This window comes from Parasphingopyxis sp. (assembly GCF_028279465.1).
Taxonomy (GTDB): domain Bacteria; phylum Pseudomonadota; class Alphaproteobacteria; order Sphingomonadales; family Sphingomonadaceae; genus Parasphingopyxis.
Window position 1 is genome coordinate 137,155 of sequence record NZ_JANQNS010000003.1, and the last position, 24,701, is coordinate 161,855.

Consider the following 24,701-nt stretch of genomic DNA (forward strand, 5'->3'; position numbering starts at 1 on the left):
AGGCTGGTTGCCTTTGCAAGCGTCTTTCGGTTCGAGAGGGAAGCCATTTGGGCGTCCCTCTGGGATTTGATCGAAATGGCCCATTGCTGCGTCGGAGAGACTTGAAATATTGACATATTCCTGCGCCTCTCCTTCTTGCACTGAGCCATTTCGCTTCAAACCGCAGCTGTCTCAGCTGTAGGTACACGCCCTAGGACCGCCAAATGCCGCCGATTCTGTCCCATATCGAGACCTGGATCTTCGATCTCGACAATACGCTCTATCCGGCGAGCGCCCGGCTCTTCGAACAGATCGACGTGAAGATGGGCGATTATATCGCCGGGCTGCTCGATGTGGACCGGGTCGAGGCGCGGCGCATCCAGAAGCATTTCTTCCATACGCACGGCACGACGCTATCGGGGCTGATGGAGGCGCATGGCGTCGAGCCTTCGCATTTCCTCGATTATGTGCACGATATCGATCTTGAAGTAATCGACGAGGATCGCGCTTTGGTCGAAGCGATCGGCACGCTGCCGGGGCGCAAATTCGTCTTCACCAATGGTGACGAGCCTTATGCGCGGCGCGTGCTCGACAAGCTCGGTCTCGGCGAAAGCTTCGAAGCCGTCCACGACATTCATGCCTGCGATTATGTGCCCAAACCGCAGGTGAGCGGCTATGAATCCATGTGCCGCACATTCGATATTGCGCCGGATAAGGCGCTGTTCGTCGAGGACATGGCCCGCAACCTGATACCGGCCAAGACTATGGGTATGGTAACGGTTTGGGTGAATAACGGATCGGAAAGCGGGTCACATGACCATGATTCGGCCTATATCGACTATGAAATAGCGGCAGTGACGCCGTGGCTGAACGACCTGGTGGAGGCGGCATGAGCAAGAAGCTAGAAAAAATTATCGAAGAGGGTTGGGATCGGCGCGAGAGCGTCGATGCGGATACCGGCGGCGAATTGCGTGAGGCGGTCGAAGCGGCGCTCGCCATGCTCGACAATGGCGAAGCGCGTGTCGCGACCAGGGCGGGCGGCGAAGGCTGGGTCGTCCATCAATGGCTGAAGAAAGCCGTGCTGCTCTCCTTCCGCCTCAATGATATGCAGCTGATCGAAGGATCGCATGGCGGCGGGCATTGGTGGGATAAAGTGCCGTCCAAGTTCGCCGACTGGGACGAAGAGGCGTTTCGCGCGGCGGGATTTCGCGCGGTGCCGGGGTCGATCGTCCGGCAGGGCGCGCATATTGGCAAGGATGTCGTGCTGATGCCGAGCTTCGTGAATATCGGCGCGCATGTCGGCGACGGCACGATGGTCGATACCTGGGCCTCGATCGGCAGCTGCGCGCAGATCGGCGAGCATTGTCATATTTCCGCCGGCGCCGGGATTGGCGGTGTGCTCGAACCGCTGCAGGCGAACCCGACGATCATCGAGGATAATTGCTTTATCGGCGCGCGCTCCGAAGTCGTCGAGGGCGTGATCGTCGAGGAGGGCTCGGTGCTCGGTATGGGCGTCTTCATCACCGCCTCGACGAAAATCATCGACCGCTATACAGGCGAGGCCTTTACCGGCCGCGTACCCGCCTATTCGGTCGTTGTCTCCGGCTCGACGCCCAATCGCACCACTGTGGATGGCGATGCCGCGCCAAGCCTCTATTGCGCTGTGATCATCAAGCGCGTGGACGAAAAAACGCGGTCGAAGACGAGCGTCAACGAATTGCTACGCGGCTAGCCGCTGAGGCTGACCACGGTCCAGGCGACAACCGCTACGAGCAGGATCACCCAGAATATGCGCCGCAGCGGGCGCGGCAGTTTTGCCCAGCCGCGCGTAATGCGCTCGCCGAACAACCAGATCAGACCACCCAGTATCGCGAAGCGCAGAAAGCGGCTGGCCGTGAAGAGGGTCAGAAATTCCGCGAACGGATAGCCGCTCGCGCCGGCAACGAAGTTGACGAGGTAGCTCGGCAGCGGCGTTGTCCCGGCGAGGAAGATCAGCGATGCGCCGCGCTCGGCGAAATTCGCCCGGTAAGCCTCGACCGTATCGGCGACGCCGAGCCATTCGCTCACCGGCGCGGCGAAATAGGCGCCGAGGCTATACATGATCGCGCCGGCGACCGCGCTGCCAAGCACCGTGATAAGTGTGAAGAGCCAGATCCGCTTGCGCGCGGCGAGGCACAAGGCGATGAACACCGCCTCATAGGGAAAGGGCACGAAAGTCGTCTCGGCGATTTCGAGCAGAAAAAGCGCGGGCAACACCCAGACGGAATGGGCGAGGGCGACGACGCGGTCGGTGAACCGCTGCGGCTGCGCGCTCTCCGTCACTCTTCGCCGAGCGCGCCGGAAATCAGCGTCTCGGCGCGCTCGCCGGCCCAGTCCATGCCACCGATCACGCGGAACAGTTCTTGGCCGTCTGCATCATAGAGTATGGTGATCGGCAGCGTATCGGCGGCCAGCGCCATCATCATCGCGTTTTCCTCGTCGAGCCATTGTTCGAGATTGTCGAAATCATTCTCCGCGAAAAAGGGTTCGACAACCTCTGCGCCTTGCAGATCCTGGCTGATGGTTAGCACCTTGAGCGCATCCCCTTCGCGTTCGGCGAGTGCGTCGAGCGTCGGCATTTCACGGATGCAGGGCGGACACCAGGTCGCCCAGAGGTTGATGAGCAGCGGCCGGCCTTCGAAATCGGAGAGGCGGATCGTGTCGCCATCGGGATCGGAGAAGGCGAGATCGGGCGCTGGCGTGCCGCGATATTCGACGCTCACGCGCCCCATTTCCTCCGAGCCGCCATAGCTCTCCATCTGCGCGCCGTTCATCCCGGGCGCGGATACAGCTTCTTGCGAGGCATCGCCGCTTTGCCTATCGCAGGCGGCGAAAAGCGGCGCGGAGCCAAGGAGCAGGGCGATCAACAAGCGCACAGGCAATTCCAATCAGATGTGGGGCGGGCGCTTCGCCGAAGGCCCGGCCGCGGTCATGCGCGAGATAAATGCGTCGATACCGTTCGACAAGCGCTTGTGGCGGCAGGATATCGCCGCGAGCCGCGCCCATATCGCGATGCTGGGGGCGCAGGGGATCGTCGCAGCCGAGGATGTGCAGGCTATCGACGAAGGATTGCAGGCGATCGCCGCTGAATATGAAGCCGATGGTGTGCCGGAAAATCTCGATCTCGAAGATATCCATATGCATGTCGAGAACCGGCTGGCCGAACTGATCGGCCCGGCGGCCGGGCGGCTGCACACGGCCCGCTCGCGCAACGATCAGGTGGCAACCGATTTCCGGCTCTGGGTGCGCGATGCGATCGACGCGGTCGATGCCGGGCTCGCGGCGTTCCAACAGGCACTCGTCACACGGGCTGAAGAGCATGCCGAGACGATCATGCCGGGCTTCACGCATCTCCAGTCCGCCCAGCCCGTTACACTCGGCCACCACCTCATGGCCTATTATGAGATGGCGCGGCGGGACCGCAGCCGCTTCGCCGATGCGCGGGCGCGGCTCAACGAGAGTCCGCTGGGCAGCGCGGCGCTGGCAGGGACGGGTTTCGGGATCGACCGCGAGGCAACGGCCGAAGCGCTCGGTTTCGACCGGCCGACGGACAATTCGCTCGACGCCGTGTCCGATCGCGATTTCGCGCTCGACTATCTGATGGCCGCGACGCAATGCGCGCTCCATCTTTCGCGGCTAGCCGAAGAATTCGTGATCTGGGCGAGCCAGCCTTTCGGTTTCGTGACGCTGCCTGACGCCTATTCGACCGGTTCGTCGATCATGCCGCAAAAGCGCAATCCGGATGCCGCCGAACTGGTCCGCGGCCATGCCGGTAGGATCGCCGGGTGCATGACCGCGCTCGTGATGACGATGAAGGGCCTGCCGCTCGCTTATGCGAAGGACACGCAGGATGACAAGCCGCCGGTGTTCGAGGCGCATGACCTGCTCGCTTTGTCGCTCGCCGCGATGACCGGGATGGTGGAGACGACGGTATTCGTACCGGAGCGGATGCGCGCGCTGGCCGAAAGCGGTCACGCCACGGCGACCGACCTGGCCGACTGGCTCGTGCGCGAGGCGGACGTGCCGTTTCGCGAGGCGCATCACATCGTCGGCAGCGCGGTCAAGCTGGCCGATGCGCGCGGCGTGGCGCTGGCTGACCTGTCGCTCGCGGAGCTGCAGGACATCGACAGCCGGATCGACGAAAGCGTATATGATGTGCTGACCGTCGACGCATCGGTTGCCAGTCGATCGAGCCATGGCGGCACGGCGCCCGATCAGGTCCGGGCGCGGATCGCCGAGGCAAAGGCGCAGTTGGAGCAAGGCGCATGAGACAAGCGATACTCATCGGTGCGGCGGCCCTCCTGCTTGCTGCCTGTGGCGGGCGCGAGCCGCTCCAACCGGCGCAGGGTGAAGGCATGCCGGTGGCGCCGGCCATGGCGCAGAACGAGCCGACCACGGACGACCTGCTCGAGCCGACGACCCAGCAGCGCCCCGAACGCGTCGACGAATTGCTCCGCCGCTCGCAGGAGCGCGAAGACGATCCGTTCGATCTGCCGCCGCCGGGCTGAGCGATGGACCACTTCCAGCTCCGTGACGGCACCCTGCATGCCGAAGATGTGCCGCTGACGCGTATCGCCGAAGAGGTCGGTACGCCTGTCTATGTCTATTCGCGGGCGACGCTGGAGCGGCATGCGCGCGTGTTCCGCGAGGCGCTGCGCGGCCTGCCGCGCGTGCATATCGCCTTTGCGATCAAGGCCAATCCCAATCTCGCCGTGCTGAATGTGCTGTCGCGCCAGGGCTTCGGCGCCGACATCGTGTCAGTTGGTGAGATGAAACGCGCATTGGCGGCCGGCGTTCCGGCGCCGGATATCGTGTTCTCCGGCGTTGGCAAGACGCGTGCCGAGCTGAGTGAAGCGCTGGACGCTGGTATCGGCCAGTTCAATATCGAGCTGGAAGAGGAGGGCGTGGCGCTGGCCGAATTCGCGCGCGCCAACGGCAAGACTGCGACCGCGGTGTTGCGCATCAACCCTGATGTCGATGCCGGTACGCATGCGAAAATCTCGACCGGCATGAAGGAAAACAAGTTCGGTGTCCCGATCGACGAGGCGCCGGCGATATACACCCGCCTCGCCGCGCTGGACGGGCTCGATATGCAGGGGCTGGCGCTTCACATCGGCAGTCAGATTTTCGATCTCGGGCCGATCGAGCGGGCCTATGCCAAGGTCGGCGGGCTGGTTGGCGATCTGCGCGGCGCGGGGCACAAGATCGATCGCGTCGATCTCGGCGGCGGGCTCGGCGTACCCTATGAACGCGGCAAGGTGCCGCCCACGCCCGCCGATTATGGCGAAATGGTCGCGCGCGTGACGAAAGACTGGGACGTAACCCTGATGTTCGAGCCCGGCCGCGTCATCGTCGGCAATGCCGGCGTGCTGCTGACGCGCGTCATCTGGGTGAAGCCAGGCGTTGTCCGGCCGTTCGTGATTGTCGATGCGGCGATGAACGATCTCGCCCGCCCGGCGCTCTACGATGCGTATCATGATTTCGAGGCGGTCGAACCGGACGGAGACCGCATGGAGGCCAATATCGCGGGGCCGGTCTGCGAAAGCGGCGATACCTTCGCCATGGGCCGCGATATCGACGCGGTGCAGGCGGGCGATCTCGCCATATTCCGCACCGCCGGCGCTTACGGTGCGACGATGGCCAGCACCTATAACAGCCGCGCGCTTGTGCCCGAGGTGATGGTCGATGGCGATCGTTTTGCGGTCGTCGCCGAGCGCGTCATGCCCGAACGGCTGATCGACGCCGAGCATGTGCCGGATTTTCTGAACGACTGAGCTTTTTGAGCGGCAAAGTCGGCATTCGATGGGGCGAATGCCGACAGCACGGTTTTGTTTCCGTTGGAACTTCGCTAGCGCATTTTCGTCACGCCGGGTCTTGTAATCGCTTGACGCTCGAACAGTATCGAATTTCGAAGGGACACCCTATGAAAGCCGTTCGCAAGGCCGTTTTCCCCGTTGGCGGGCTCGGCACCCGATTTCTCCCCGCGACCAAGGCGATTCCGAAGGAAATGCTGCCCGTCGTCGACAAGCCGTTGATCCAGTACGCGGTCGAAGAGGCGCGCGAGGCAGGCATAGAAGAAATGATCTTCGTCACCGGCCGCGGCAAATCCGCGATCGAGGATCATTTCGATATCGCGCATGAGCTCGAAACCACGATGGCGAACCGCGGCAAATCGCTCGACGCCATCGAAGGCACCCGGTTCCGCCCCGGCGATGTCGCCTATGTCCGTCAGCAGGAGCCGATTGGTCTCGGCCATGCGATCTGGTGCGCGCGCTATATTATCGGCGACGAACCGTTCGCGATCTTCCTGCCCGACGAGCTGATGATCGGCGAACCGGGCTGCATGAAACAGATGGTGGATGCCTATCACGAAGTCGGCGGCAATGTGGTGTGCGGCTATGAAGTGCCCGACGATCAGACGCACAATTATGGCGTGGTCGATCCCGGCGCGGAAAAGGGCGCGCTGGTCGAGGTGAAGGGCTTGGTCGAAAAGCCGCCTCAAGGTACGGCGCCGTCGAACCTTATGATCCCGGGCCGCTATATCCTGCAGCCCGAAGTGATGCGGGTGCTCGAAAATCAGGAGCGCGGTGCGGGCAACGAAATCCAGCTCACCGACGCGATGGCGCAGATGATCGGCGACCAGCCGTTCCACGCCTATCGATTCGGCGGACGGCGCTTCGACTGCGGCAGCAAATCGGGTTTCATCAACGCCAATATCGCGCTGGCGCTGGACCATGCCGATATCGCCGACGATGTTCGGGCGTTTATCGGCGGGATTTGATTTGTCAGACCTTCGCTTCGCTCAGGCGTCGCACCGGCCCGCTCCCCCTCCCGACCTCCCACAGGGTACACTTACTGGGAGGCCGGGACGGGGAGCGGGCCGGTGCCGCGATTTTCCGCTAGGAAAATTCTGAAAAACAAAACCTTCCCCAACAAACCCTCAACGCGGCGCGACAAAGCGCTTCGCCCCGCCCGATCGGCCTGCTATGGTTCGCGCCCATGCAGAATTTGCCTGTCTTTATCCGCCTGCAGAACCGCCCGGTTATCCTGCTCGGCGACGGAGATGCGGCCGATGCCAAGCGCCGGATTCTCGAGCGGGCGGGTGCGGAAATCGTGGATGAAGACGAAACGGCCGCACTGGCGGTCGTCGCGCTCGACGATGGAGAAGCGGCGAAAGCGGCGGTCGAACGACTGAAGGCCCGCGGCATTCTGGTCAATGCGGTCGACCGCCCGTCACTGTGCGATTTCACTTTACCGGCCATTGTCGATCGCGATCCGGTGATCGTCGCCATCGGCACGGGAGGCGCATCGGCCGGCATGGCCAAATCGCTGCGCCAGCGGCTCGAACAGATGCTACCCGCGCGGCTCGGCGCCATCGCCCGGCGGCTGCGCGACAAACGGCCCGACATCAAGGCGAAATGGCCGGACGGCGATGCGCGGCGGCGCGCCATCGATGCGGCGCTCGACGAAGGCGGGCCGCTCGATCCGCTGGTTCCGCATGTCCCGCGCGACGTCGATAGCTGGATTGAGGGGGATGACGATGCTCCGGCCGGCAAGGACCAGTTCGAGATCGTCCAGCTGCGCTCCGCCGACCCGCATGACCTCACGATCGGCGAGACCCTGCTGCTCGGACGCGCCGATACCCTCTATCTGGCGCCCGGCGTACCCCAGACCATCTCCAATCGCGGCCGGGCTGACGCACAGCGTGTCAATGTCAGCGATGTGCCGGACGATCCTGCGCCCGGGCTGTCCGTCTATGTCACGGTGACGCCGGTCGAGTGAGCGAAGCGGTATGACGGAAGAGCCAGGGCGCTGCTTCCTGTGCGAGCGACCGCTCGGCCGCCGGGTCGAATGGCACCATCCGGTTCCCAAATCCAAGGGCGGGCGCGACCGCGTGCCCGTGCATCCAATCTGTCATCGTACGATCCATCGCCATTTCACCAATGCCGAGCTGACGCGCTGCGGCGCGGATTCCGAAGCGCTGAGAACGCATCCCGAAATCGCAAAATTTGTGGACTGGCTGGCGAACAAACCGCCCGATTTTCACGCGGCGACGCGCCGGGCGCGCGGGCGCTAACTACGCCTCGAGCTCGACATCCCAATACAGCCAGTCCCGCCATGTCTCATGCAGATAGTTGGGCGGGAACTGCTTGCCGTGCTGCTGTAGCTGCCAGGTCGTCGGTCTATGGGGCGCTACCGTCAGGCGCATATTGGCTTGTTTGGGCGTGCGGCCGCCTTTCTTCAGATTGCATGGCGCGCAGGCGGTTGCGACATTCTGCCAGGTCGTCTTGCCGCCGAGACGCCGCGGGATGACGTGATCGAAGGTCAGATCTTCTGTGCTGCCACAATATTGGCAGGTAAAATGATCGCGCAGGAACAGATTGAACCGGGTAAAGGCCGGATATTCGGATGGCCGCACATATTGTTTAAGCGCAATGACGCTGGGGATTTTCATCGTCAGCGAAGCGCTGTGTACCTCGCGTTCGTAGCTCTCGACGACGTTCACCCGTTCGAGGAACATCGCCTTGATCGCCGTCTGCCAAGGCCACAGGCTCAGCGGATAATAGGAAAGCGGCGTATAGTCGGCGTTCAACACAAGCGCCGGGCAGCTATCCGGATGGCGGATAAGATCGGGATGATACATGGGCCGACTTGTCTCCAGCTCTGCAAACCGCAAAGCCAGCGCCCTTCGACCTGTCGCACTCAGGACGAAAGAAACCGGCATTCCGGCTCTTCCATCTGTTGCCACGCCATTAGACAGATTAACGTGACGGCATGATGACAACACTAGCCGCGACTCGCGGTCAAGAGCCGGATGCAGGAATTTGCGGATGAGCGGCGTTTTCACGACACGTTTTGCCCCCAGCCCGACCGGGCGGCTCCATCTCGGCCATGCCTATTCGGCGCTGATGGCGTTCGATGCCGCACGCGCGGAGGGCGGGAAGTTTCTGCTGCGGTTCGAAGATATCGATACCGGCCGGGTGCGCGACGAATATTATGCTGCGATCGAAGAAGACCTGCACTGGCTCGGCATCACATGGGACGAGGAGCCGATACGCCAGTCCGAGCGGTTCGATATCTATGCGAAGGCGCTGGAAGATCTGCGGGCGGGAGACGTCGTCTATCCCTGTTTCTGCACGCGCAAGGATATTGCTACCGAGATCGCTGCGAGCGCGAGCGCGCCGCATGGCCCGGATGGCCCTCTATACCCCGGTACATGCCGCCGGCTTGATGCCGGGGAGCGCGCGCACCGTCTGGCCAACGAACCGCATGCCTGGCGCATCGATATGACGCGCGCGGCTGCGCTGACCGGGCCGCTTTATTGGACCGATGCCGAGGCCGGGGAAGTCGAGGCGCAGCCCGAAATCCATGGCGATGTCGTACTGGCGCGCAAAGATGTGCCTACATCCTATCATCTCGCTGTCACCATCGACGACGCGGCGCAGGGTATCACCGATGTGATCCGCGGGTCCGACCTGATCGCCGCGACGCATGTGCACCGGCTGCTACAACATCTGCTGGACCTGCCGGTGCCGCGCTATCGGCATCACGAGCTTATCGCGGACGAGACGGGCAAACGGCTCGCCAAGCGCGACGATGCTCGTTCGCTGGCGGCCTTGCGTGATGCGGGCTGGTCAGGTGAAAAGGTCGCCGAAATGTTGAAAGGCGATGGCGTTGGCCTTGCCGCCGGGCTTCAGTCGAAAAGGGGGTGATCGCGCCTCAGGAAAACCACGTCATAATAGGTAGGCCGGCGCTTGAGCTTCCCGATGATATTGAAGAATTCCAGACCTCGCTCATGCATCGCGGCGACCAGTTCGCTGAACACATATCCGCCTATAAAGCGCTTCCGTATGCTCGCTTCGCAGATAACGAAAGAAATGCGGTGTGCGTGCTCGTTCAACCCTTTGATTATCTGCTCCTCAAAGCCTTCTGTATCGATCTTCAGGCCAATCCACCCCGTCGGCGCATATTGTTCGATGAGCGAATCCAGCGTCACGACCTCGACGTCATATTCATCCCTGAGTACGCCCTGACTGAGTTTTGTGCGCTCGACGAAACCCGTCTTCGGTCCCATTTCGTGCAGCAGCATAGAGCCTGGTTGAGCCCCCAGCGCCTTATTGACGAAAATCGAATTTTCAGGCGGGTCAAGAGCATGGATTCGGTCGTTCTTTATCGGGTCGACAAGAACAAATTTGCTTTCAGTGAACACGGTATAGAGCTCGGGCGTGCCTCGAAAAACGCCGATATCGAATACCGTCGCTATATCCTCAAATTTTTTGAGCATAGCGAGCCCGAACAGTTGTTGTGGGCGTGCTCCTATATTTGGGTCCGTTAGGCCGGGCTCTTGTTCCTCTGTATCACTCATTGCGTAACTTCCGTGTATTCAGGCCCCCTTTTGTGCCGGCCAATGATCGTATCGTATATAGCCCAGCATTTCTTCCAAACGCCAAGCAGGCTGGCTTTCGCGCGTATCGCCACTATATTCAAGCCATGCAGATATTCCTCACCATCCTCCTGATCGCGGCCATGGCCGCGACCGTATTCTTCCTCATCCGCGGCATCGTCGCTTTCCTCAAGACGACCGAGGAAGACCTGATGGGCGAGGGGATCAATCAGTCGGGCGTCAAGCAGAACAAGGCGATGCAGGGCCGCATCATCATGCAGGGCGTGGCGGTCGCGATCGTCGTGCTGCTGCTGTTGCTGACGCGTTGATAGGAGTTTCGTTTGTCAGACCTTCGCTACGCTCAGGCGCGGCACCGGCCCGCTCCCCCTCCCGACCTCCCACAGGGTATACTTAATGGGAGGCCGGGAGGGGGAGCGGGCCGGTGCCGCGCTCGACCACAAGGTCGAGTCTGACGGACAATGGTCAAGCTCACCAAAATCTACACGCGCACGGGCGATGACGGCCTGACTGGGCTCGTCGACGGTTCGCGCGTGTCAAAGGCCGATGCACGCATGGCGGCGATCGGCGATGTCGACGAGGCGAACAGCGCAATCGGCGTCGTGATGGCGCAGGGGCCGGCGGAGCCCTATCGCGCGATGCTGGCGCGCATCCAGAATGAGCTCTTCGATCTGGGTGCCGATCTGGCGACGCCCGCCGCCGAGGATGATGATTTCGCGCCCTCGGAGATGGTGCTGCGGATCACCGCGGGTCAGGTGACGCGGCTCGAGACCGAAATCGACGACATGAACGAGGTGCTGGAGCCGCTGACCAGCTTTATCCTGCCGGGTGGCGATGCCGTGGCTGCCGGCGTTATGCTCGCCCGGGCCGTGGTCCGCCGTGCCGAGCGCATGGCGGTTGCGGCGGCTGGCGAGAACCGGCTCAACCCGCAGGCGCTCGCCTATATCAACCGGCTATCCGATCATCTATTCGTTATGGCCCGCGCGATCAATGCGGCGGGCAGTGGCGATATCCTGTGGGAACCCGGTGCGACGAGTTGATTAGCCATGGCACGCCAGATACATAAGCCGCTCTTGCCATAGTCAGAAGCGCCCATGCCGACCTCCGATACCACGCTTCTGCTCGCCGATATCGCCATCGCCAGAAATGCGGTCGAAGCGCGCTATCGGATCGCCGATCTCTCCTTCAGCACCGCCATCTGGTATGACAGCGTCGATTTCGACGATCTGCGCGCGCGGTTCGGTGCGGATTTCGTCGAACGGCTCGGCTTTCACATTGCCGCCTTTGAGATGAACAAAGTTGCGAGCCTCAAGCCCGCGCGAATCGATTGGGGCAAATATGGCCATTTCGCCGATGCCGATTTCAACCGGCTCTGGGCGAGTATTTTTGAGAACGTCTGGGCGCAATGGCGCTATGAAAACCGGATCACCGACTATCGCGTGCCCGAGCTGCCCGAGCCCGCCGCTCCGACCGCCGAACCCGTAGCGCGCGACCTGCCCGACGATTGCTATCTCGCCTTTTGCGGGGGCGGGAAGGACAGCCTGCTTACGCTGAGTCTGCTGGGTGAACTCGGCGTGTCCTATGACAGTCTCGCCTATTCGGCCTCCTTTTACGGCACGGCGCCGAAACAACATGCGCTGATTGACCGGCTGCTCGATCATGGCGCGCCGAGGCGGCGCCATAAACAATGGGTCAGCGATCAGTTTCTCGATGTGCCGGTCACCGAGCTTCGCCCCGATTTCGGCGTCGAACACATAACTGCGGCCGAGACGCCGAGTTCGATCTTCGCCGCGCTGCCGATCGTGCTGGCGCACGGCCATCGCTATATCTGCCTTGCGCATGAGCGCAGCGCCGATACCGGGCAGGTCGAGTGGAATGGCGAGGACATCAACCATCAATGGGGCAAATCCTTCGCCGCCGAGGCGCTGCTCAACGGCTATATCCGCGACCATCTGATTGCCGATTTCGATTATTTCAGCATCCTGAAGCCGGTCTATGACGTGACGATCTTTGCTGCGCTGACCGGCGTCGAAGATGCGGTGCCCGCCACGCATAGCTGCAACATCTCCAAGCCCTGGTGTCTCGCCTGCCCCAAATGCCTCTATGTCTGGCTCGGCTATGCGGCCTTCCTCGATCGCGAAACGATGATCGCGACCTTTGGCGATGTGAACCTGCTCGATCGCGAAGAGAATATCTTCACCTATCGTCAGCTTGTCGGGCTCGAAGACCAGCTGCCCTTCGAATGTATCGGCCAGGCGCGCGAGGCGGCTCTGTTCATGCGGCTCGCCGAGCGGCGCGGCTGGTCCGGCTGCGCGATTGAAGCCTGCCGCGACGCGCTGGACGTGCTCGATCTGGAGCAAGTGGCGAGCGACTATACGGCACTCGATTTCGACTGCCCCAATATTCCCGCATCGATCCGCGATGGGCTCGAGAGCCTGCTCGAACGATCGGCCGCTATCGCGCGCGAGCGGATTGCCGTACTTTCCGGTAGTGAAACTCCTGCCCCTCAAAGCGGAGGCGTTTATGAGCCCGTCCATGCTCGACGATAGCCTATCACACGGCGATGCAACGCAAGACGATCTGGCGTCTTCCTATAATTCCGTCCGGCAACTGAGCGCAGACCTCGCCGCCCCGCTCTCCGATGCCGACGCCACGGTTCAGTCGATGACTGATGCGTCGCCCGCCAAATGGCACCTCGCGCATGAAAGCTGGTTCTTCGAAACTTTCGTGCTGCGCGATCATGTCGATAGCTATAAACTGTTCGACGCCGAATGGCCGTTCCTGTTCAACAGCTATTACGAGGCCGAGGGCGAACGGCAGTTGCGCGCGCGGCGCGGCATGATCACGCGGCCGTCGCTTGAAGAGGTCCGCGCCTATCGTGCGTATGTTGATGAAGCACTGCTCGCCGCGCTGCCCAGTCTGGACGGCGAGACGCGGGCGCTGATCGAACTGGGACTCAATCACGAACAGCAGCATCAGGAATTGCTGCTGATGGATATCCAGCATCTCTTCGCGGAAAACCCGCTGGAGCCTGCCATGTTCGCCGCGCGGCCAGCCGATCCGGTGGATGCGGCGGGCGAACTGGGCTGGATCGAGGGCCGTAGCGGCGAGGCCGAAATCGGTTGCGATGGCACCGGTTTCGCGTTCGACTGCGAGGGGCCGCGGCACAAAGTCTATCTCAACCCCCACGCATTGGCCGACCGGCCGGTCACGAATGGGGAGTGGATCGCGTTTATCGAGGATGGTGGCTATGCGGACCCCGCGCTTTGGCTCTCCGATGGTTGGACCTGGGTGCAGGACAACCGGATCGCTGCCCCGCTCTACTGGCGCACGCGCGACGACGGGGAATGGTATCGCTTTGGCCTTGCCGGCGCGCAGCCGATCGATCCGCACGCGCCGGTCTGTCATGTCAGCTATTATGAGGCCGACGCCTTTGCCCGCTGGACGGGATATCGCTTGCCGACAGAAGCGGAATGGGAAGCCGCCGCCGCGCCGCTCGATAGCCTTGCGGGCAATCAGCTCGATGCGGCTATGGAGCCGCGGCCCGCGGCGGTCCGTCCCGCCAAGGGGCTGCGTCAGATGTTCGGCGATGTGTGGGAATGGACGGCAAGCGCCTATCAGCCGCATCCGGGTTTCCGCGCGGCCAAAGGCGCGGTCGGCGAATATAATGGCAAGTTCATGGTCGGGCAGTATGTGCTGAAAGGCGCGAGCTGCGCCACGCCACGCGGCCATAGCCGGGCCAGCTACCGTAATTTCTTCTACCCGCATATGCGCTGGCAATTTGCGGGTCTGCGTCTCGCACGGGATCTCTGACATGGCCGATACCGAAACCGATGCGGGCGTCGACCCCGCCTTTCGCCGCGACGTGCTCGCCGGACTCGAGGCGCGGCCGCGGGCCATTCCGGCGCGCTGGTTTTACGATCTGCGCGGTTCGGAACTGTTCGAGGAGATCACCGATCTGCCCGAATATTATCCCACGCGCGTCGAACGTTCGATCCTGGACGGACAGTCGGCGGCGATTGGCGACGCGATCGGCGCGGGGCAGGCGGTGGTCGAATTCGGGTCTGGTTCGTCGGCGAAGACGCCGTTGTTGCTCAACGCGATTTCCCCCGCCGCCTATGTGCCGATCGATATTTCGGGAGAGTTTCTGCGCGAATCCGCGGACGCGTTGAGCGCCGATTTTCCCGATCTGCCCGTCCATCCGGTCGAGGCGGATTTCACCCACCCGGTGTCGCTGCCCGCGGCGATTGCCGATTTGCCCAAGCTCGGCTTTTTCCCTGGCTCGACGATCGGCAATTTCACCCCGCCCCATGCTGTCGATTTCCTGCGCGCAATGAAGGAGACGCTGGGCGAAGGCGCGCTACTCCTGATCGGCATGGACCGGATCAAGGGCGAGGATGTGCTCGTCCGCGCCTATGACGATGCGGCGGGCGTAACGGCGGCGTTCAATCTCAATCTGCTTGAACGGATCAATCGGGAACTCGACGGCGATATTCCTTTGGACACATTTCGCCACAAGGCTGTGTGGAACGACATGCTCGCCCGGATCGAGATGCATATCGAGGCGGCGCGCGACGTCGAATTTTCGGTGTCCGGGCGCGATTTCGCGATGGCCGAAGGCGAGACGATCCATACCGAGAACAGCCACAAATACGGCCCGCGCGATGCCCGCATCCTGCTGCGTGCGGGCGGCTGGACGGTGACGCATGAATGGACGGACGACGCGGATCAGTTCGCGCTGCTACTGGCCGAAGCGCGGCCCGAGGTCACGGCGCCTTAGTTCGTCAGAATTTTCCTAGCAGAAAATCGCGGCGTCAGCCCGCTCCCCCTCCCGGCCTCCCACGAGTGTACCCTGAATGGGAGGCCGGGAGGGGGAGCGGGCTGGTGCCGCGCCTGAGGCGAAGCCGAAGGTCTGACAGATTAAGGCTCAACCCACTCGACATTCGCCCGGTACACCGTGATCCAGTGCGGGCTGCCGCGGCAGCTGTTCATTTCGCGGCGCTCGACGAGGCGGAACATCGCGCCGTCCCAGACGAAGCGTTCGGCGGTCCCGCAATCGCCGATCCCGCGGCCCTTGGCATAGGTGCTGAGTTCGTTCGCGTCCGCGTTCCAATAGACATTGACGAGCAGCGGAATCTCCCGGTTCTCGCCCCAAGAGAAGGCCCGGTCGAACTGCGCTGGCGTCACCGCGCCGTCCGCGTCGCGGACATAGGCGACATCGCTGAAGTTATAAGCGCCCCGGCTGCAGGAAATCAGGATCAGATCGCGCGCGTCTGAGAGAACCATCGCCTCGTTGCGGCGTAGTTCCTCGTCGAACCCGTCGCATTCGCGCGCCTCGTGCAGCCGCATCGCCTGATCGGCGGGCAGGGCCATGGCGGTGTCGCCGGATCGGTCGGCGATGGGCATGGCGCGGATGGTGGTAACGGACGGCGGCTCGGGGACCAACGATGCGGGCTGGTCGCCGACGGCCGCCGACGCGGTCACCGTCCCGGCGCGTTGCTGGCGGTCTTCGATGAAGAGTATCGCCGCATAGGACCCGTCAAGCGATATGCTTTCGATCATCCCGCCATCGGGATCGCGCAGCTCGGCCTCGCCGCCCCGCGCCATGAGCCCGGCCAGACGCTGCGCACTCGCCGGATCGAAATGATAGAGTTCGTCGCCCTCGTTGCGTGTCGCCGTGCCCGCAAATTCGCCGTCCACGAGGAGCGTCATCGTCGACGGCGCCTCGTCCTCGAAGGCGCGAATGCCGATACGGTGATAGCCGTCCGCGCCGCCCGCCCGGCGGACGGTAATCGAATAGCCATTGCCGATTTCCCAGTCTTCGGTCGGCAGCGAGATCGCTTCGCAGGCCCAACCATTGTCGCAGCCCACGGCCCAGTCGCCGAACAAGCGGACGGTGCCGGGTTCGGGCGTCAGCGGTAGGGGGTGTGCATGGGCGGGGCTTTGCGCGGCGGCGGCGAGCGCGAGGAGCGTTTGGATCATGCGCAAAACTCTAGCCGATCCTGCGCCTGCGCGGTAGTGACCGGCGTCACATAGAAGGAAGGATAATCATGCAGGCAGTCGGTGTTATCGGGGCGGGGCAGATGGGTGCGGGGATCGCGCAGGTTTCGGCGCAGGCCGGCTATCGCGTCTATCTGTCGGATGTCAGCCTCGAGGTCGCGGAGAAGGCGCGCGATGGGATCGCCCGGCAGCTCGGCAGGCTGGTCGAGAAGGAGAAGCTCGAAGCCCAGGCGCGCGACGTGGCGCTCGAGCGGATCGAGCCGGTCGGCGAGTTCGCGCCGATGGCGAATGCAGGCCTGATCATCGAGGCGGCGACTGAACGCGAGGATATCAAGCGGAAAATCTTCGAAGAAGTCGGCAAGATATTGGGGCATGACGCAATCCTCGCTTCCAACACCTCGTCGATTTCGATCACCCGCCTCGCTCAGGCGTCCACCGATGCCGAACGCTTTATTGGCGTGCATTTCTTCAACCCCGTCCCGCTGATGGGGCTGATCGAAGTGATCCGCGGGCTAGCGACATCGGACAAGACGGTCGAGCGGGTCGAGCACTATGCAACCGCGCTCGGCAAGCGCACAGTCCATGCCAACGATGCGCCGGGCTTTATCGTCAACCGCGTGTTGCTGCCGATGCTCAACGAAGCCTGTTTCGCGTTGGGCGAGAGTGTGGCTGGGATCGAAGATATCGATGCGGCCTGCCAGCTCGGCCTCAACCATCCGATGGGGCCGCTGACGCTTGCAGACTTTATCGGCCTCGATACCTGCCTGCACATCACCAATGTGCTCTATGCGGGGACCGGCGATCCCAAATTCCGGGCCGCACCGCTGCTCGTCAAATATGTCGAAGCCGGCTGGCTTGGGCGGAAGACGGGTAAGGGCTTTTACGATTATTCGGGCGATACGCCGCAGCCGACGCGGTGAGCGAAACGCCAAGAGATACATACGATCTGGAAACGCTGGCTTTCTATGAGAAAGAGGCTCCCGTTTATGCGGCGAGCGGCGACCAGGGCGCGAGCCGGCACCTGCCAGACTTTCTCGCCGCCCTGTCACCGGGCGCGCACATTCTCGAGCTGGGCTGTGGCGGCGGGCGCGATTCCGCGGCGATGATTGCAGCCGGGTTCGATGTCGAGGCGACTGACGGTTGTGTGGCGCTTGCCGCCAAGGCCGAAGCGCGGATCGGACGGCCGGTGCGCGTCATGCGCTTCGCGGAACTCGATGTGATCGAGGGCTATGACGGCGTGTTCGCCAATGCCTGCCTGCTGCATGTGCCGCGTGCGGGCCTCGCCGATATCCTCGGCCGCATCCATCGCGCGCTGCGCCGGGGCGGGGTGTTCGTCGCGAGTTACAAGGGCGGCGGCGAGGAGGGGCGCGACCGGTTCGGCCGCTATTTTAACTTCCCGCATGCCGACTGGCTCGAAGGCACTACCGCACGGCTGCCGAATGGGCCGATCTCGCCATCGCCAGCGGACCGGGCGGGGGTTATGACGGGATCGAACGCGAATGGCATGTAGTGACAGCGATAAAGGGGAAATGAGCATGGAAACCGGCCCGATCCGCTATTTCACGATCGATATTCCGCAAGCCGAACTGGACGATCTCAAGGACCGCCTCGCCTGCACGCGCTTTCCCGAGAAAGAAACGGTCGAGGATTGGGACCAAGGCATCCCGCTCGCCTATGTCGAGGAACTCGTCGGCTATTGGCGGGACAGTTATGACTGGCGGCGCTGCGAGGCGGCGCTCAACGCCTATCCCAACCATCTGGTCGAGATCGATGGCGTCGATATCCATTTCCTGCATATCCGCTCGCCTGAAGCCGATGCCCGCCCGCTGATCCTCACCCATGGCTGGCCGGGATCGGTGGTCGAGTTTCTCGATTGCATCGGACCGCTCACCGATCCCGTGGCCCATGGCGGCAAGACTGAAGACGCGTTTCACCTCGTGATCCCCTCGTTGCCCGGTTACGGCTTTTCCGGCAAACCGGCCGAGACCGGCTGGTCAGTCGAGAAGGTCGCCGAGAGCTGGCACTCGCTGATGACGGCTGTCGGCTATGATGCCTGGTACGCCCAGGGCGGCGACTGGGGCGCGATGGTGACATCGGCGATCGGCGCGCAAAATAAGGGTGGCTGTAAGGGCATCCACGTCAACATGGTCGTCGCCGCCCCGCCAAAAGAGGTAATGCAAAGCCCGACCGAAGAAGAGCAGGCGGCAATGGCGCGCCTCGCGCTCTACCGCGCAAAGGGGGCGGGCTATTCGAAACAGCAAAGCACCAAGCCGCAGACGCTTGGCTATGCGTTGGCCGATTCCCCGGCGGGCCAGATGGCGTGGATCGTCGAAAAATTCCACGACTGGTCGGATTGCGACGATGGCGATGGCGCGCATCCGGAAAATGTCTTCTCGCGCGACCGGCTGCTCGACAATGTCATGCTCTACTGGCTGAACAATGCCGGCGCCTCTTCGGGCCGGCTCTATTGGCACAGTTTCGGCAGTCCCAATCTCGATCCCGTAGAGATACCGATGGGCGCGAGCCTGTTCCCGCACGAGATCATGCGCGCCTCGCGCCGCTGGGCGGAGACGCGGTTTAAAAATATCGTCTATTTCAACAGCGTCGAGCGCGGCGGCCATTTCGCCGCGATGGAACGGCCGGACCTGTTCGTCGCCGAATTGCGGGCGGCGTTCAGCGAAATGCAATAGGGCTGCGCTAAAGGCGGGATCATGAGCGAACCGCGCCCCGCCCCTGAACATCCGCTTGGCGATGTGCTGGACGAGGCTTTGGCATCGAGCAATGGTGATACGATCCGGTTGCGCGATCTGCTCGATGAATTCGGCACGCGCAGCTTCGGTCCGGTGCTCATAGTTCTTGCGCTCGTCATTATTTCGCCGATCGGTTCGATTCCCGGCCTGCCAGCGGTGCTTGGCGCGGCGATTGTGCTGATGGCGGTGCAGATCGTTATCGGCCGCGATCATCCCTGGCTGCCGAAACGGCTGCTCGATACGGGCTTCGATCGGGCCAAGGCCGCCCGCTTTCGCGAAAAGGCGCGCGGCGTGCTCGACAGGATCGACCGGCAGATCGGCCCGCGCCTCGAATGGGCGGCGGGACGGATCGGCATGATCGGCGCGGCGGGCTGCCTCGTCTTTCTCGCGGCGACGATGATCCCGCTCGAGCTGATCCCTTTTGCCGTCGCGCTGCCGGGCGCGACGGTCCTGCTGTTCGGTGTCGGCCTCACCGCGCGCGATGGGTTGGTCATGCTGATCGCCTTTGCGCTCACCTTTTCGAGTATCGCGCTGGCCATCTATCTCTGGCCTTTCTGATTGCGCAAAGGCCGGTTCGGCCTTTAGAGGTGCGATCCATGACCGAAGATCATGCCCCCGATCCGGCGCAACTCGCCAAAGCGGAGACCCTCGTCGAGGCGCTGCCCTATATGCAGCGCTTTGCCGGCGCGACCTTCGTCGTCAAATATGGCGGCCATGCGATGGGCGATGCCAAGGCCGCGCGCGAATTCGCGATGGATATCGTGCTTTTGAAGGCGGTCGGTATCAATCCGATCGTCGTCCATGGCGGCGGGCCGCAGATCGGCGCAATGCTCGAAAAGCTCGGCGTGGAGAGCGAATTCGTCGAAGGGCTGCGCGTCACCGATGCGGAAACCGCGAACATCGCCGAGATGGTTCTGTCCGGCGCGATCAACAAGGAGCTGGTGAGCTGGATCGATCAGGCCGGCGGCCGGGCGATCGGCATATCGGGCAAGGATGGCGGTTTCGTCCGCGCCGAAAAGGTGACGCGCACGGTGCGCGATCCCGAAAGCCTGATCGAAAAGGCCGTCGATCTCGGCTTTGTCGGCGAGCCGGCGGTGATCGACCGCACGGTGATCGATACGATTTCGGATGCCAGGATGATTCCGGTCATCGCCCCGGTCGGCGTCGATGCGGACGGTCAGACCTACAATATCAATGCCGATACGATGGCGGGCGCGGTGGCGAGCGCGATGAACGCGGCGCGCCTGTTCCTGCTGACCGATGTGCCCGGCGTGCTCGACAAAGAGGGCGCGTTGCTCACCGATCTGTCGCCCGACATGATCGGCCAATTGCAGGCGGACGGCACGGTATCGGGCGGCATGATCCCCAAGCTCGAAACCTGTGTGAAGGCGGTCGAGGGCGGGGTGGATGCGGCCGTCATCCTCGACGGGCGCGTGCCGCACGCGATGCTGCTCGAAATCTTCACCCGGCGTGGCGCGGGCACGATGGTACGGGCGATTTAGGACTCTCCAGTAAATGATTTGCGCATGTTCCCCTACCCTTGATGGGGAGGGGCTAGGGGTGGGGTGATGTCGCCGCTAACGAAATCGCTAGCTGATGGATCACCCCCACCCAAACCCTCCCCCATCAAAGGGGGAGGGCTCTTTGGCAATCACTGTCCTGTTCCGGGAGTCGACAAACACCGAAAGGCAGGTGTGTTGAATCGGTAAGGCACAATCGCTATCTGGCCCAAGGGTTCGTAAGGGAAAACTCGAATGTCTAATTTTGCTCACGCATTACTGAGTATCGCCGGTTTTGCGGTTTGGGCGCTGATGATTGTGATTTTCGTCCAGATCATTTTGAGCTGGTTGATTCTGTTTAACGTGATCAACACCCACAATGGCTTCATTAGTCAATTATTCGAGTTTCTTGATCGCATCACCGAGCCTTTCTATCGCCCCATAAGAAGGTTCTTGCCCGATTTCGGCGGCATAGATTTTTCGCCCCTTATCGTACTCCTGTTGCTGAACTTGCTGCTAAGCCTGATAGGTGATCTGCAATATCAGGCGCTTTTGGCGTAAAACCGCGCAAACGGGGGCGCACATGACGGCTGAGATTATCGACGGCAAGGCTTTCGCCGCGAAACTGCGCGAACGTGTTGCCACCCATGTGCCGGATTTTGTCGCAGCGGTGGGACGTAAGCCGGGCCTTGCGGTCGTGCTGGTCGGCGAGGATCCGGCAAGCCAGGTCTATGTCGGCTCCAAGGGCAAGGCGACGGTTGCGGCGGGCATGGAGAGTTTCGAGCATCGCCTGCCAGATACGACGTCCGAGGACGACCTGATCGCGCTCGTCGAAAAACTGAACGCGGACGATGCCGTGGACGGGATTCTCGTGCAGTTACCGCTTCCCGATCATGTCGACGACAAGGCCGTAATCGCGGCCATCGATCCGGCCAAGGATGTCGATGGGTTCCATGTCGTCAATGCCGGGCGGCTGGCGGTCGGCGAGGATGCGCTGGTTCCCTGCACGCCCTTGGGCTGTCTGATGCTCTTGAAGGACAAGCTTGGCGATCTTTCGGGGCTCGATGCGATAGTGGTGGGTCGCTCCAACATCGTCGGCAAGCCGATGGCGCAGCTGCTGCTTCGCGAAAACTGCACAGTGACGCTCGCGCACAGCCGGACGCGCGATCTGCCCGACGTCGTGCGCCGCGCCGATATCGTGGTCGCGGCGGTCGGCCGGGCCGAGATGGTGAAGGGCGACTGGCTGAAGCCAGGCGCCGTGGTCATCGATGTCGGCATCAACCGGCTGCCGCCCGCTGAAGAGGGCAAGAAGGGCAAGCTCGTTGGCGATGTCGCCTTTGCCGAGGCCGATCATGTGAAGGCGATCACGCCGGTGCCGGGCGGCGTCGGGCCGATGACGATCGCGGTACTGCTGCGCAACACGCTAGTCGCGGCCCGCGCCCGGGCCGGGCTCGATCCGGTGGCGGGTCTGTGACCGAACTGTTCATCTCGGCGCTGATCACCTTTTTCGTGGTGATCGACCCGCCGGGCTGTGCGCCGATCTTCGCAAGCCTGACGACCGGCGCGACGCCGAAGCAGCGGCGCGGCATGGCCTATCGCGCGATTCTCATCGCGACACTGATCCTGGTTTTCTTTGCGTTGCTCGGCGAGCAGCTTTTGAGCGCGCTCGGCATCACGCTCGATGCGTTCCGGATCGCGGGCGGGATCATGCTGTTCCTCATCGCGCTCGAAATGGTGTTCGAGAAACGCACCCAGCGCCGCGAGGACCGCGCGCAGAAGATTATCGACACACCGGAGATCGAGGATGTCTCGGCCTTTCCGATGGCGATCCCGATGATCGCCGGGCCGGGTACGATCGCGGCGGTGATGCTGCTCCAGGCGCACAGCACGGGCATTGAGGAAACGCTGGTCGTGCTTGGCGCACTGGCCACGATATTGCTGATGACTCTGCTCGCGCTGCTCGCGGCGGGCCCGATGATGCGGCTCTTGGGTCAGCGGACCGAAGCGGTGATTACGCGGCTGCTCGGCGTGATCCTTGGAGCGCTCGCCGCGCAATTCATCATCACCGGCACGATCGGCGCGTTCGGGATCAGCGTACCCGCCACATCCTGAACGGCGAATCCTCCGGCAATTCGATTCGTTCGAGCCAATCGGGCGGCGTATCTGCCATCAGCTGCGCATACATGCTCTCCGGATCGTCCGAACCGTAAAGCTTCTGGCCCGAAATACCCGGGCAGAGCAGGACATAATCGACATCATAGCGCGCGACCGTTTCGGCCATCCGCTCCGCATCCTCGCGAAAGGCGTGGAAGATATCGAGCATCGCCGGGCCGTTGCGATGATAGGGGCCCGCGATCGCGTCATGGTGCGTCATCACGATCAGGCGCGGGCCGAGATCGACGGGCGCGAGCACCGTGCCGCGCGGCAAGTCTCCGATCGGCGCGTGCGCGGCTGCAGATGGACAATCTTGCCCGTCCACGCCGTTCGCGACGACGGCGAGATCGTCTTCCGTCTCGGCGGCCTCGAGGACCATCGCGGAAGGCACGACGATCCATAGCCCGGTCATTACGGCGACGGCCGCCAGCGATCCGCCGACGCGCAGGAGCATGATCCCGGAGCGCCGCCAGCGTGGCAGCAGATGCCAGCCGATGACCGCCGCACCGGGCACGGCGAGAAGCTGCGCCGCCGGCGCGACGCGGACCTGCCAGAAGAGCAGCAGGATCGCGATACCCATGATGCCGGTCAGCGCGAGCAGCGGGAAAAGCCGTTCGGCCGCGCCGCGCGCTTGCCATGCAGCCACCACATAGCCGGCAAGGCCGGACAACGGCAGCGCCACGATGATCAGCGCGCGGCCGAGCGACTGCTGATAGAGCGGCCGGGCTTCGCGGACATTGTCGAGCCAGATCGCTTGCAGCTCCGCGCTCACGCCTTCGGGCCGGCTCAGGCAGTCGGGCCAGATCAGCGCGAACGCGATGGCGAGCACGCCGCCGGCCACTGCGCCGGCCCCGAGCCGGGCGCGCCAGTCAGGAAGCGGCAGAACGGCGAGCAGCACGAGCAGCGCGCCCGCGCCCGCCACCGCCGACAACCAGACCGGGGAGAGCGCATCGCAGACGGGCAGGCGGTTGGCGTTCGAGGCGAAGAGCGCGAAGCCGAGTGCCGCGCCGCCGCCCAGCGATGCGCCATAGGCCGCAATGCGCGCGCTCTCGGCCCGGTCGCGCACCCAGTAGAGCGCGGTCGCGGCCCCGATCAATGCGAGGAAGACCAGCATCTCGAGCCCGATGGTCAGCGAGACGGCGGTTGCGATGCCGCTGGTCACGCCGCCGCGCGCGCGTTTCGGATCGACGAGCCCGGCCAGCGCCACGGCGAGCATCGCGAGCTGCCAGCCATGATGATCGATCCGGAGTGGCATCCACATCGGTACGAGCACGCCCGCGCAGAGCGCCGCCAGCAGCGCCAGCGGCCAGGCGACCGGATCGATGATCCGCCGCGCAACCGCCGCCAGCGCGAAAAGCCCGATGGCGAAGGGCAAGAGCGGCGCCAGCGCGACGGCCCAGCGCTCGGCCCAAGCGCTGCCCAGCATCGGTTCGAGCAGCAGGAACAGTGCCGCGATCGGCAGGTCGGGCAGATGCGACCAGTGGATGTTCGCACCGTCGGGCGGGGCGAGGCGATATTGGGTGAGATCGTACCAGGCCTGCCCGCCGAGCAGCGCGCGGACCTGGGCCAGCCGCAAATTATCGTCGGTATCGCCGAGCGCGAGCGCGGCAATGTCGGGCAGTTTCGCGAAAATCATCAATATGGCGACGGCAAGCCATACGGCCAACACGCCGGCTTTCCAGCGTTTCGCCAGCCAGCCATCTTCTGAAAATTCGGTCATTCGCCCCTCGATATTGGTCAGTCCGTTAGTCCTGAGCCTGTCGAAGGACGTCTATCGGCGGAGAAGCGCCCTTCGACAAGCTCAGGACTAACGGCTTCTCGGGAAAGCACAGTTCTTCGTGGCTGATGAGGTCATAGTGAAGAAAGGTTAACCATCTT

Annotated in this window: 28 protein-coding genes; 22 read left to right on the top strand and 6 right to left on the bottom strand. The window is 63.0% G+C overall.

Translation table 11 applies throughout. The features are described from left to right. Nucleotides 1-203: 203 nt before the first annotated feature. Together Q0974_RS01630 and dapD are read left to right on the top strand one after the other, a co-directional pair. Entirely contained in the window at nucleotides 204-872 is a 669-nt protein-coding gene (locus tag Q0974_RS01630) for a pyrimidine 5'-nucleotidase (protein WP_299321857.1), read from the top strand. Further along, the gene (gene dapD, locus Q0974_RS01635) at nucleotides 869-1,711 is read left to right on the top strand and encodes a 2,3,4,5-tetrahydropyridine-2,6-dicarboxylate N-succinyltransferase (RefSeq protein WP_299321860.1); all 843 of its coding nucleotides are present in this window, start codon (nucleotides 869-871) and stop codon (nucleotides 1,709-1,711) included. Before Q0974_RS01630 ends, dapD begins: the two co-directional genes overlap by 4 nt. On the opposite strand, the gene Q0974_RS01640 is transcribed toward dapD, so the two are convergent. Together Q0974_RS01640 and Q0974_RS01645 are read right to left on the bottom strand one after the other, a co-directional pair. Next, complete coding sequence (locus Q0974_RS01640) at nucleotides 1,708-2,301, bottom strand: VTT domain-containing protein (protein ID WP_299321862.1); 594 nt, start codon at nucleotides 2,299-2,301, stop codon at nucleotides 1,708-1,710. The two genes, dapD and Q0974_RS01640, sit on opposite strands and share 4 nt — an antisense overlap. After that, entirely contained in the window at nucleotides 2,298-2,792 is a 495-nt protein-coding gene (locus Q0974_RS01645; protein WP_299321864.1) for a TlpA disulfide reductase family protein, read from the bottom strand. Before Q0974_RS01645 ends, Q0974_RS01640 begins: the two co-directional genes overlap by 4 nt. 118 nt (nucleotides 2,793-2,910) lie before the next feature. On the opposite strand from Q0974_RS01645, the gene argH reads away from it, so the two are divergent. From argH to Q0974_RS01675, 6 genes are all read left to right on the top strand, one after another. Further along, the gene (gene argH / locus Q0974_RS01650; protein WP_299321866.1) at nucleotides 2,911-4,287 is read left to right on the top strand and encodes an argininosuccinate lyase; all 1,377 of its coding nucleotides are present in this window, start codon (nucleotides 2,911-2,913) and stop codon (nucleotides 4,285-4,287) included. Beyond that, nucleotides 4,284-4,526, top strand: a complete 243-nt coding sequence (locus tag Q0974_RS01655) for a hypothetical protein (RefSeq protein ID WP_299321869.1) — start codon at nucleotides 4,284-4,286, stop codon at nucleotides 4,524-4,526. Before argH ends, Q0974_RS01655 begins: the two co-directional genes overlap by 4 nt. A gap of 3 nt (nucleotides 4,527-4,529) precedes the next feature. Continuing rightward, nucleotides 4,530-5,792: a diaminopimelate decarboxylase gene (lysA, locus tag Q0974_RS01660; protein WP_299321871.1), complete on the top strand. Its 1,263-nt coding sequence runs from the start codon at nucleotides 4,530-4,532 to the stop codon at nucleotides 5,790-5,792. A 149-nt stretch (nucleotides 5,793-5,941) separates the two neighbouring features. Continuing rightward, nucleotides 5,942-6,799 carry a UTP--glucose-1-phosphate uridylyltransferase GalU gene (gene galU / locus Q0974_RS01665; RefSeq protein ID WP_299321874.1) on the top strand — a complete coding sequence of 286 codons (858 nt, stop codon included), beginning with the start codon at nucleotides 5,942-5,944 and terminating at the stop codon, nucleotides 6,797-6,799. A gap of 218 nt (nucleotides 6,800-7,017) precedes the next feature. Beyond that, nucleotides 7,018-7,800, top strand: a complete 783-nt coding sequence (locus Q0974_RS01670) for a bifunctional precorrin-2 dehydrogenase/sirohydrochlorin ferrochelatase (RefSeq protein ID WP_299321877.1) — start codon at nucleotides 7,018-7,020, stop codon at nucleotides 7,798-7,800. Between the two features lie 10 nt (nucleotides 7,801-7,810). Further along, complete coding sequence (locus Q0974_RS01675) at nucleotides 7,811-8,095, top strand: HNH endonuclease (RefSeq protein ID WP_299321879.1); 285 nt, start codon at nucleotides 7,811-7,813, stop codon at nucleotides 8,093-8,095. On the opposite strand, the gene Q0974_RS01680 is transcribed toward Q0974_RS01675, so the two are convergent. Continuing rightward, a complete protein-coding gene (locus tag Q0974_RS01680; protein WP_299321882.1) occupies nucleotides 8,096-8,662 on the bottom strand; it encodes an HNH endonuclease in 567 nt (188 codons plus the stop codon). A gap of 187 nt (nucleotides 8,663-8,849) precedes the next feature. On the opposite strand from Q0974_RS01680, the gene gluQRS reads away from it, so the two are divergent. Next, nucleotides 8,850-9,731: a tRNA glutamyl-Q(34) synthetase GluQRS gene (gene gluQRS / locus Q0974_RS01685; RefSeq protein ID WP_299321885.1), complete on the top strand. Its 882-nt coding sequence runs from the start codon at nucleotides 8,850-8,852 to the stop codon at nucleotides 9,729-9,731. Here gluQRS and Q0974_RS01690 read toward each other — a convergent pair. Then, nucleotides 9,713-10,384, bottom strand: a complete 672-nt coding sequence (locus tag Q0974_RS01690) for an FkbM family methyltransferase (RefSeq protein WP_299321887.1) — start codon at nucleotides 10,382-10,384, stop codon at nucleotides 9,713-9,715. The two genes, gluQRS and Q0974_RS01690, sit on opposite strands and share 19 nt — an antisense overlap. A gap of 125 nt (nucleotides 10,385-10,509) precedes the next feature. On the opposite strand from Q0974_RS01690, the gene Q0974_RS01695 reads away from it, so the two are divergent. From Q0974_RS01695 to egtD, 5 genes are all read left to right on the top strand, one after another. Continuing rightward, the gene (locus tag Q0974_RS01695) at nucleotides 10,510-10,731 is read left to right on the top strand and encodes a twin transmembrane helix small protein (RefSeq protein WP_299321890.1); all 222 of its coding nucleotides are present in this window, start codon (nucleotides 10,510-10,512) and stop codon (nucleotides 10,729-10,731) included. A gap of 150 nt (nucleotides 10,732-10,881) precedes the next feature. After that, complete coding sequence (locus Q0974_RS01700; RefSeq protein ID WP_299321892.1) at nucleotides 10,882-11,460, top strand: cob(I)yrinic acid a,c-diamide adenosyltransferase; 579 nt, start codon at nucleotides 10,882-10,884, stop codon at nucleotides 11,458-11,460. Between the two features lie 54 nt (nucleotides 11,461-11,514). Beyond that, on the top strand, nucleotides 11,515-12,969 hold the full coding sequence (locus tag Q0974_RS01705; RefSeq protein WP_299321894.1) for a hypothetical protein: 1,455 nt from the start codon (nucleotides 11,515-11,517) through the stop codon (nucleotides 12,967-12,969). Beyond that, entirely contained in the window at nucleotides 12,956-14,233 is a 1,278-nt protein-coding gene (egtB, locus tag Q0974_RS01710) for an ergothioneine biosynthesis protein EgtB (protein WP_299322140.1), read from the top strand. Before Q0974_RS01705 ends, egtB begins: the two co-directional genes overlap by 14 nt. A gap of 1 nt (nucleotide 14,234) precedes the next feature. Beyond that, nucleotides 14,235-15,200, top strand: a complete 966-nt coding sequence (gene egtD / locus Q0974_RS01715; protein WP_299321897.1) for an L-histidine N(alpha)-methyltransferase — start codon at nucleotides 14,235-14,237, stop codon at nucleotides 15,198-15,200. 140 nt (nucleotides 15,201-15,340) lie between these two features. Here egtD and Q0974_RS01720 read toward each other — a convergent pair whose 3' ends face one another. Continuing rightward, nucleotides 15,341-16,402: a DUF1176 domain-containing protein gene (locus Q0974_RS01720; protein WP_299321899.1), complete on the bottom strand. Its 1,062-nt coding sequence runs from the start codon at nucleotides 16,400-16,402 to the stop codon at nucleotides 15,341-15,343. Between the two features lie 68 nt (nucleotides 16,403-16,470). Here Q0974_RS01720 and Q0974_RS01725 point away from each other — a divergent pair, with 68 nt between their 5' ends. From Q0974_RS01725 to Q0974_RS01760, 8 genes are all read left to right on the top strand, one after another. Then, a complete protein-coding gene (locus Q0974_RS01725) occupies nucleotides 16,471-17,340 on the top strand; it encodes a 3-hydroxyacyl-CoA dehydrogenase NAD-binding domain-containing protein (RefSeq protein ID WP_299321902.1) in 870 nt (289 codons plus the stop codon). Next, nucleotides 17,337-17,930, top strand: coding sequence for a bifunctional 2-polyprenyl-6-hydroxyphenol methylase/3-demethylubiquinol 3-O-methyltransferase UbiG (locus tag Q0974_RS01730; RefSeq protein ID WP_299321906.1), 594 nt, complete (start codon nucleotides 17,337-17,339; stop codon nucleotides 17,928-17,930). Before Q0974_RS01725 ends, Q0974_RS01730 begins: the two co-directional genes overlap by 4 nt. A 19-nt stretch (nucleotides 17,931-17,949) precedes the next feature. After that, nucleotides 17,950-19,110 (top strand): epoxide hydrolase family protein, encoded by a 1,161-nt coding sequence (locus tag Q0974_RS01735; RefSeq protein ID WP_366943567.1) that lies wholly within the window; start codon nucleotides 17,950-17,952, stop codon nucleotides 19,108-19,110. A gap of 21 nt (nucleotides 19,111-19,131) precedes the next feature. Then, nucleotides 19,132-19,728 carry an exopolysaccharide biosynthesis protein gene (locus Q0974_RS01740; RefSeq protein WP_299321908.1) on the top strand — a complete coding sequence of 199 codons (597 nt, stop codon included), beginning with the start codon at nucleotides 19,132-19,134 and terminating at the stop codon, nucleotides 19,726-19,728. A 38-nt stretch (nucleotides 19,729-19,766) separates the two neighbouring features. Then, nucleotides 19,767-20,672 carry an acetylglutamate kinase gene (argB, locus tag Q0974_RS01745; RefSeq protein ID WP_299321910.1) on the top strand — a complete coding sequence of 302 codons (906 nt, stop codon included), beginning with the start codon at nucleotides 19,767-19,769 and terminating at the stop codon, nucleotides 20,670-20,672. Nucleotides 20,673-20,924: 252 nt separating this feature from the next. Beyond that, complete coding sequence (locus Q0974_RS01750) at nucleotides 20,925-21,230, top strand: YggT family protein (protein ID WP_299321912.1); 306 nt, start codon at nucleotides 20,925-20,927, stop codon at nucleotides 21,228-21,230. A gap of 22 nt (nucleotides 21,231-21,252) precedes the next feature. After that, the gene (gene folD / locus Q0974_RS01755; RefSeq protein WP_299321914.1) at nucleotides 21,253-22,143 is read left to right on the top strand and encodes a bifunctional methylenetetrahydrofolate dehydrogenase/methenyltetrahydrofolate cyclohydrolase FolD; all 891 of its coding nucleotides are present in this window, start codon (nucleotides 21,253-21,255) and stop codon (nucleotides 22,141-22,143) included. Next, entirely contained in the window at nucleotides 22,140-22,781 is a 642-nt protein-coding gene (locus tag Q0974_RS01760) for a MarC family protein (RefSeq protein ID WP_299321916.1), read from the top strand. The genes folD and Q0974_RS01760 overlap by 4 nt, the downstream gene beginning before the upstream one ends. Here the strand turns inward: Q0974_RS01760 and Q0974_RS01765 are convergent. Then, nucleotides 22,759-24,543, bottom strand: a complete 1,785-nt coding sequence (locus Q0974_RS01765) for an AcrB/AcrD/AcrF family protein (protein ID WP_299321919.1) — start codon at nucleotides 24,541-24,543, stop codon at nucleotides 22,759-22,761. The genes Q0974_RS01760 and Q0974_RS01765 overlap by 23 nt on opposite strands. Nucleotides 24,544-24,701: the final 158 nt, after the last annotated feature.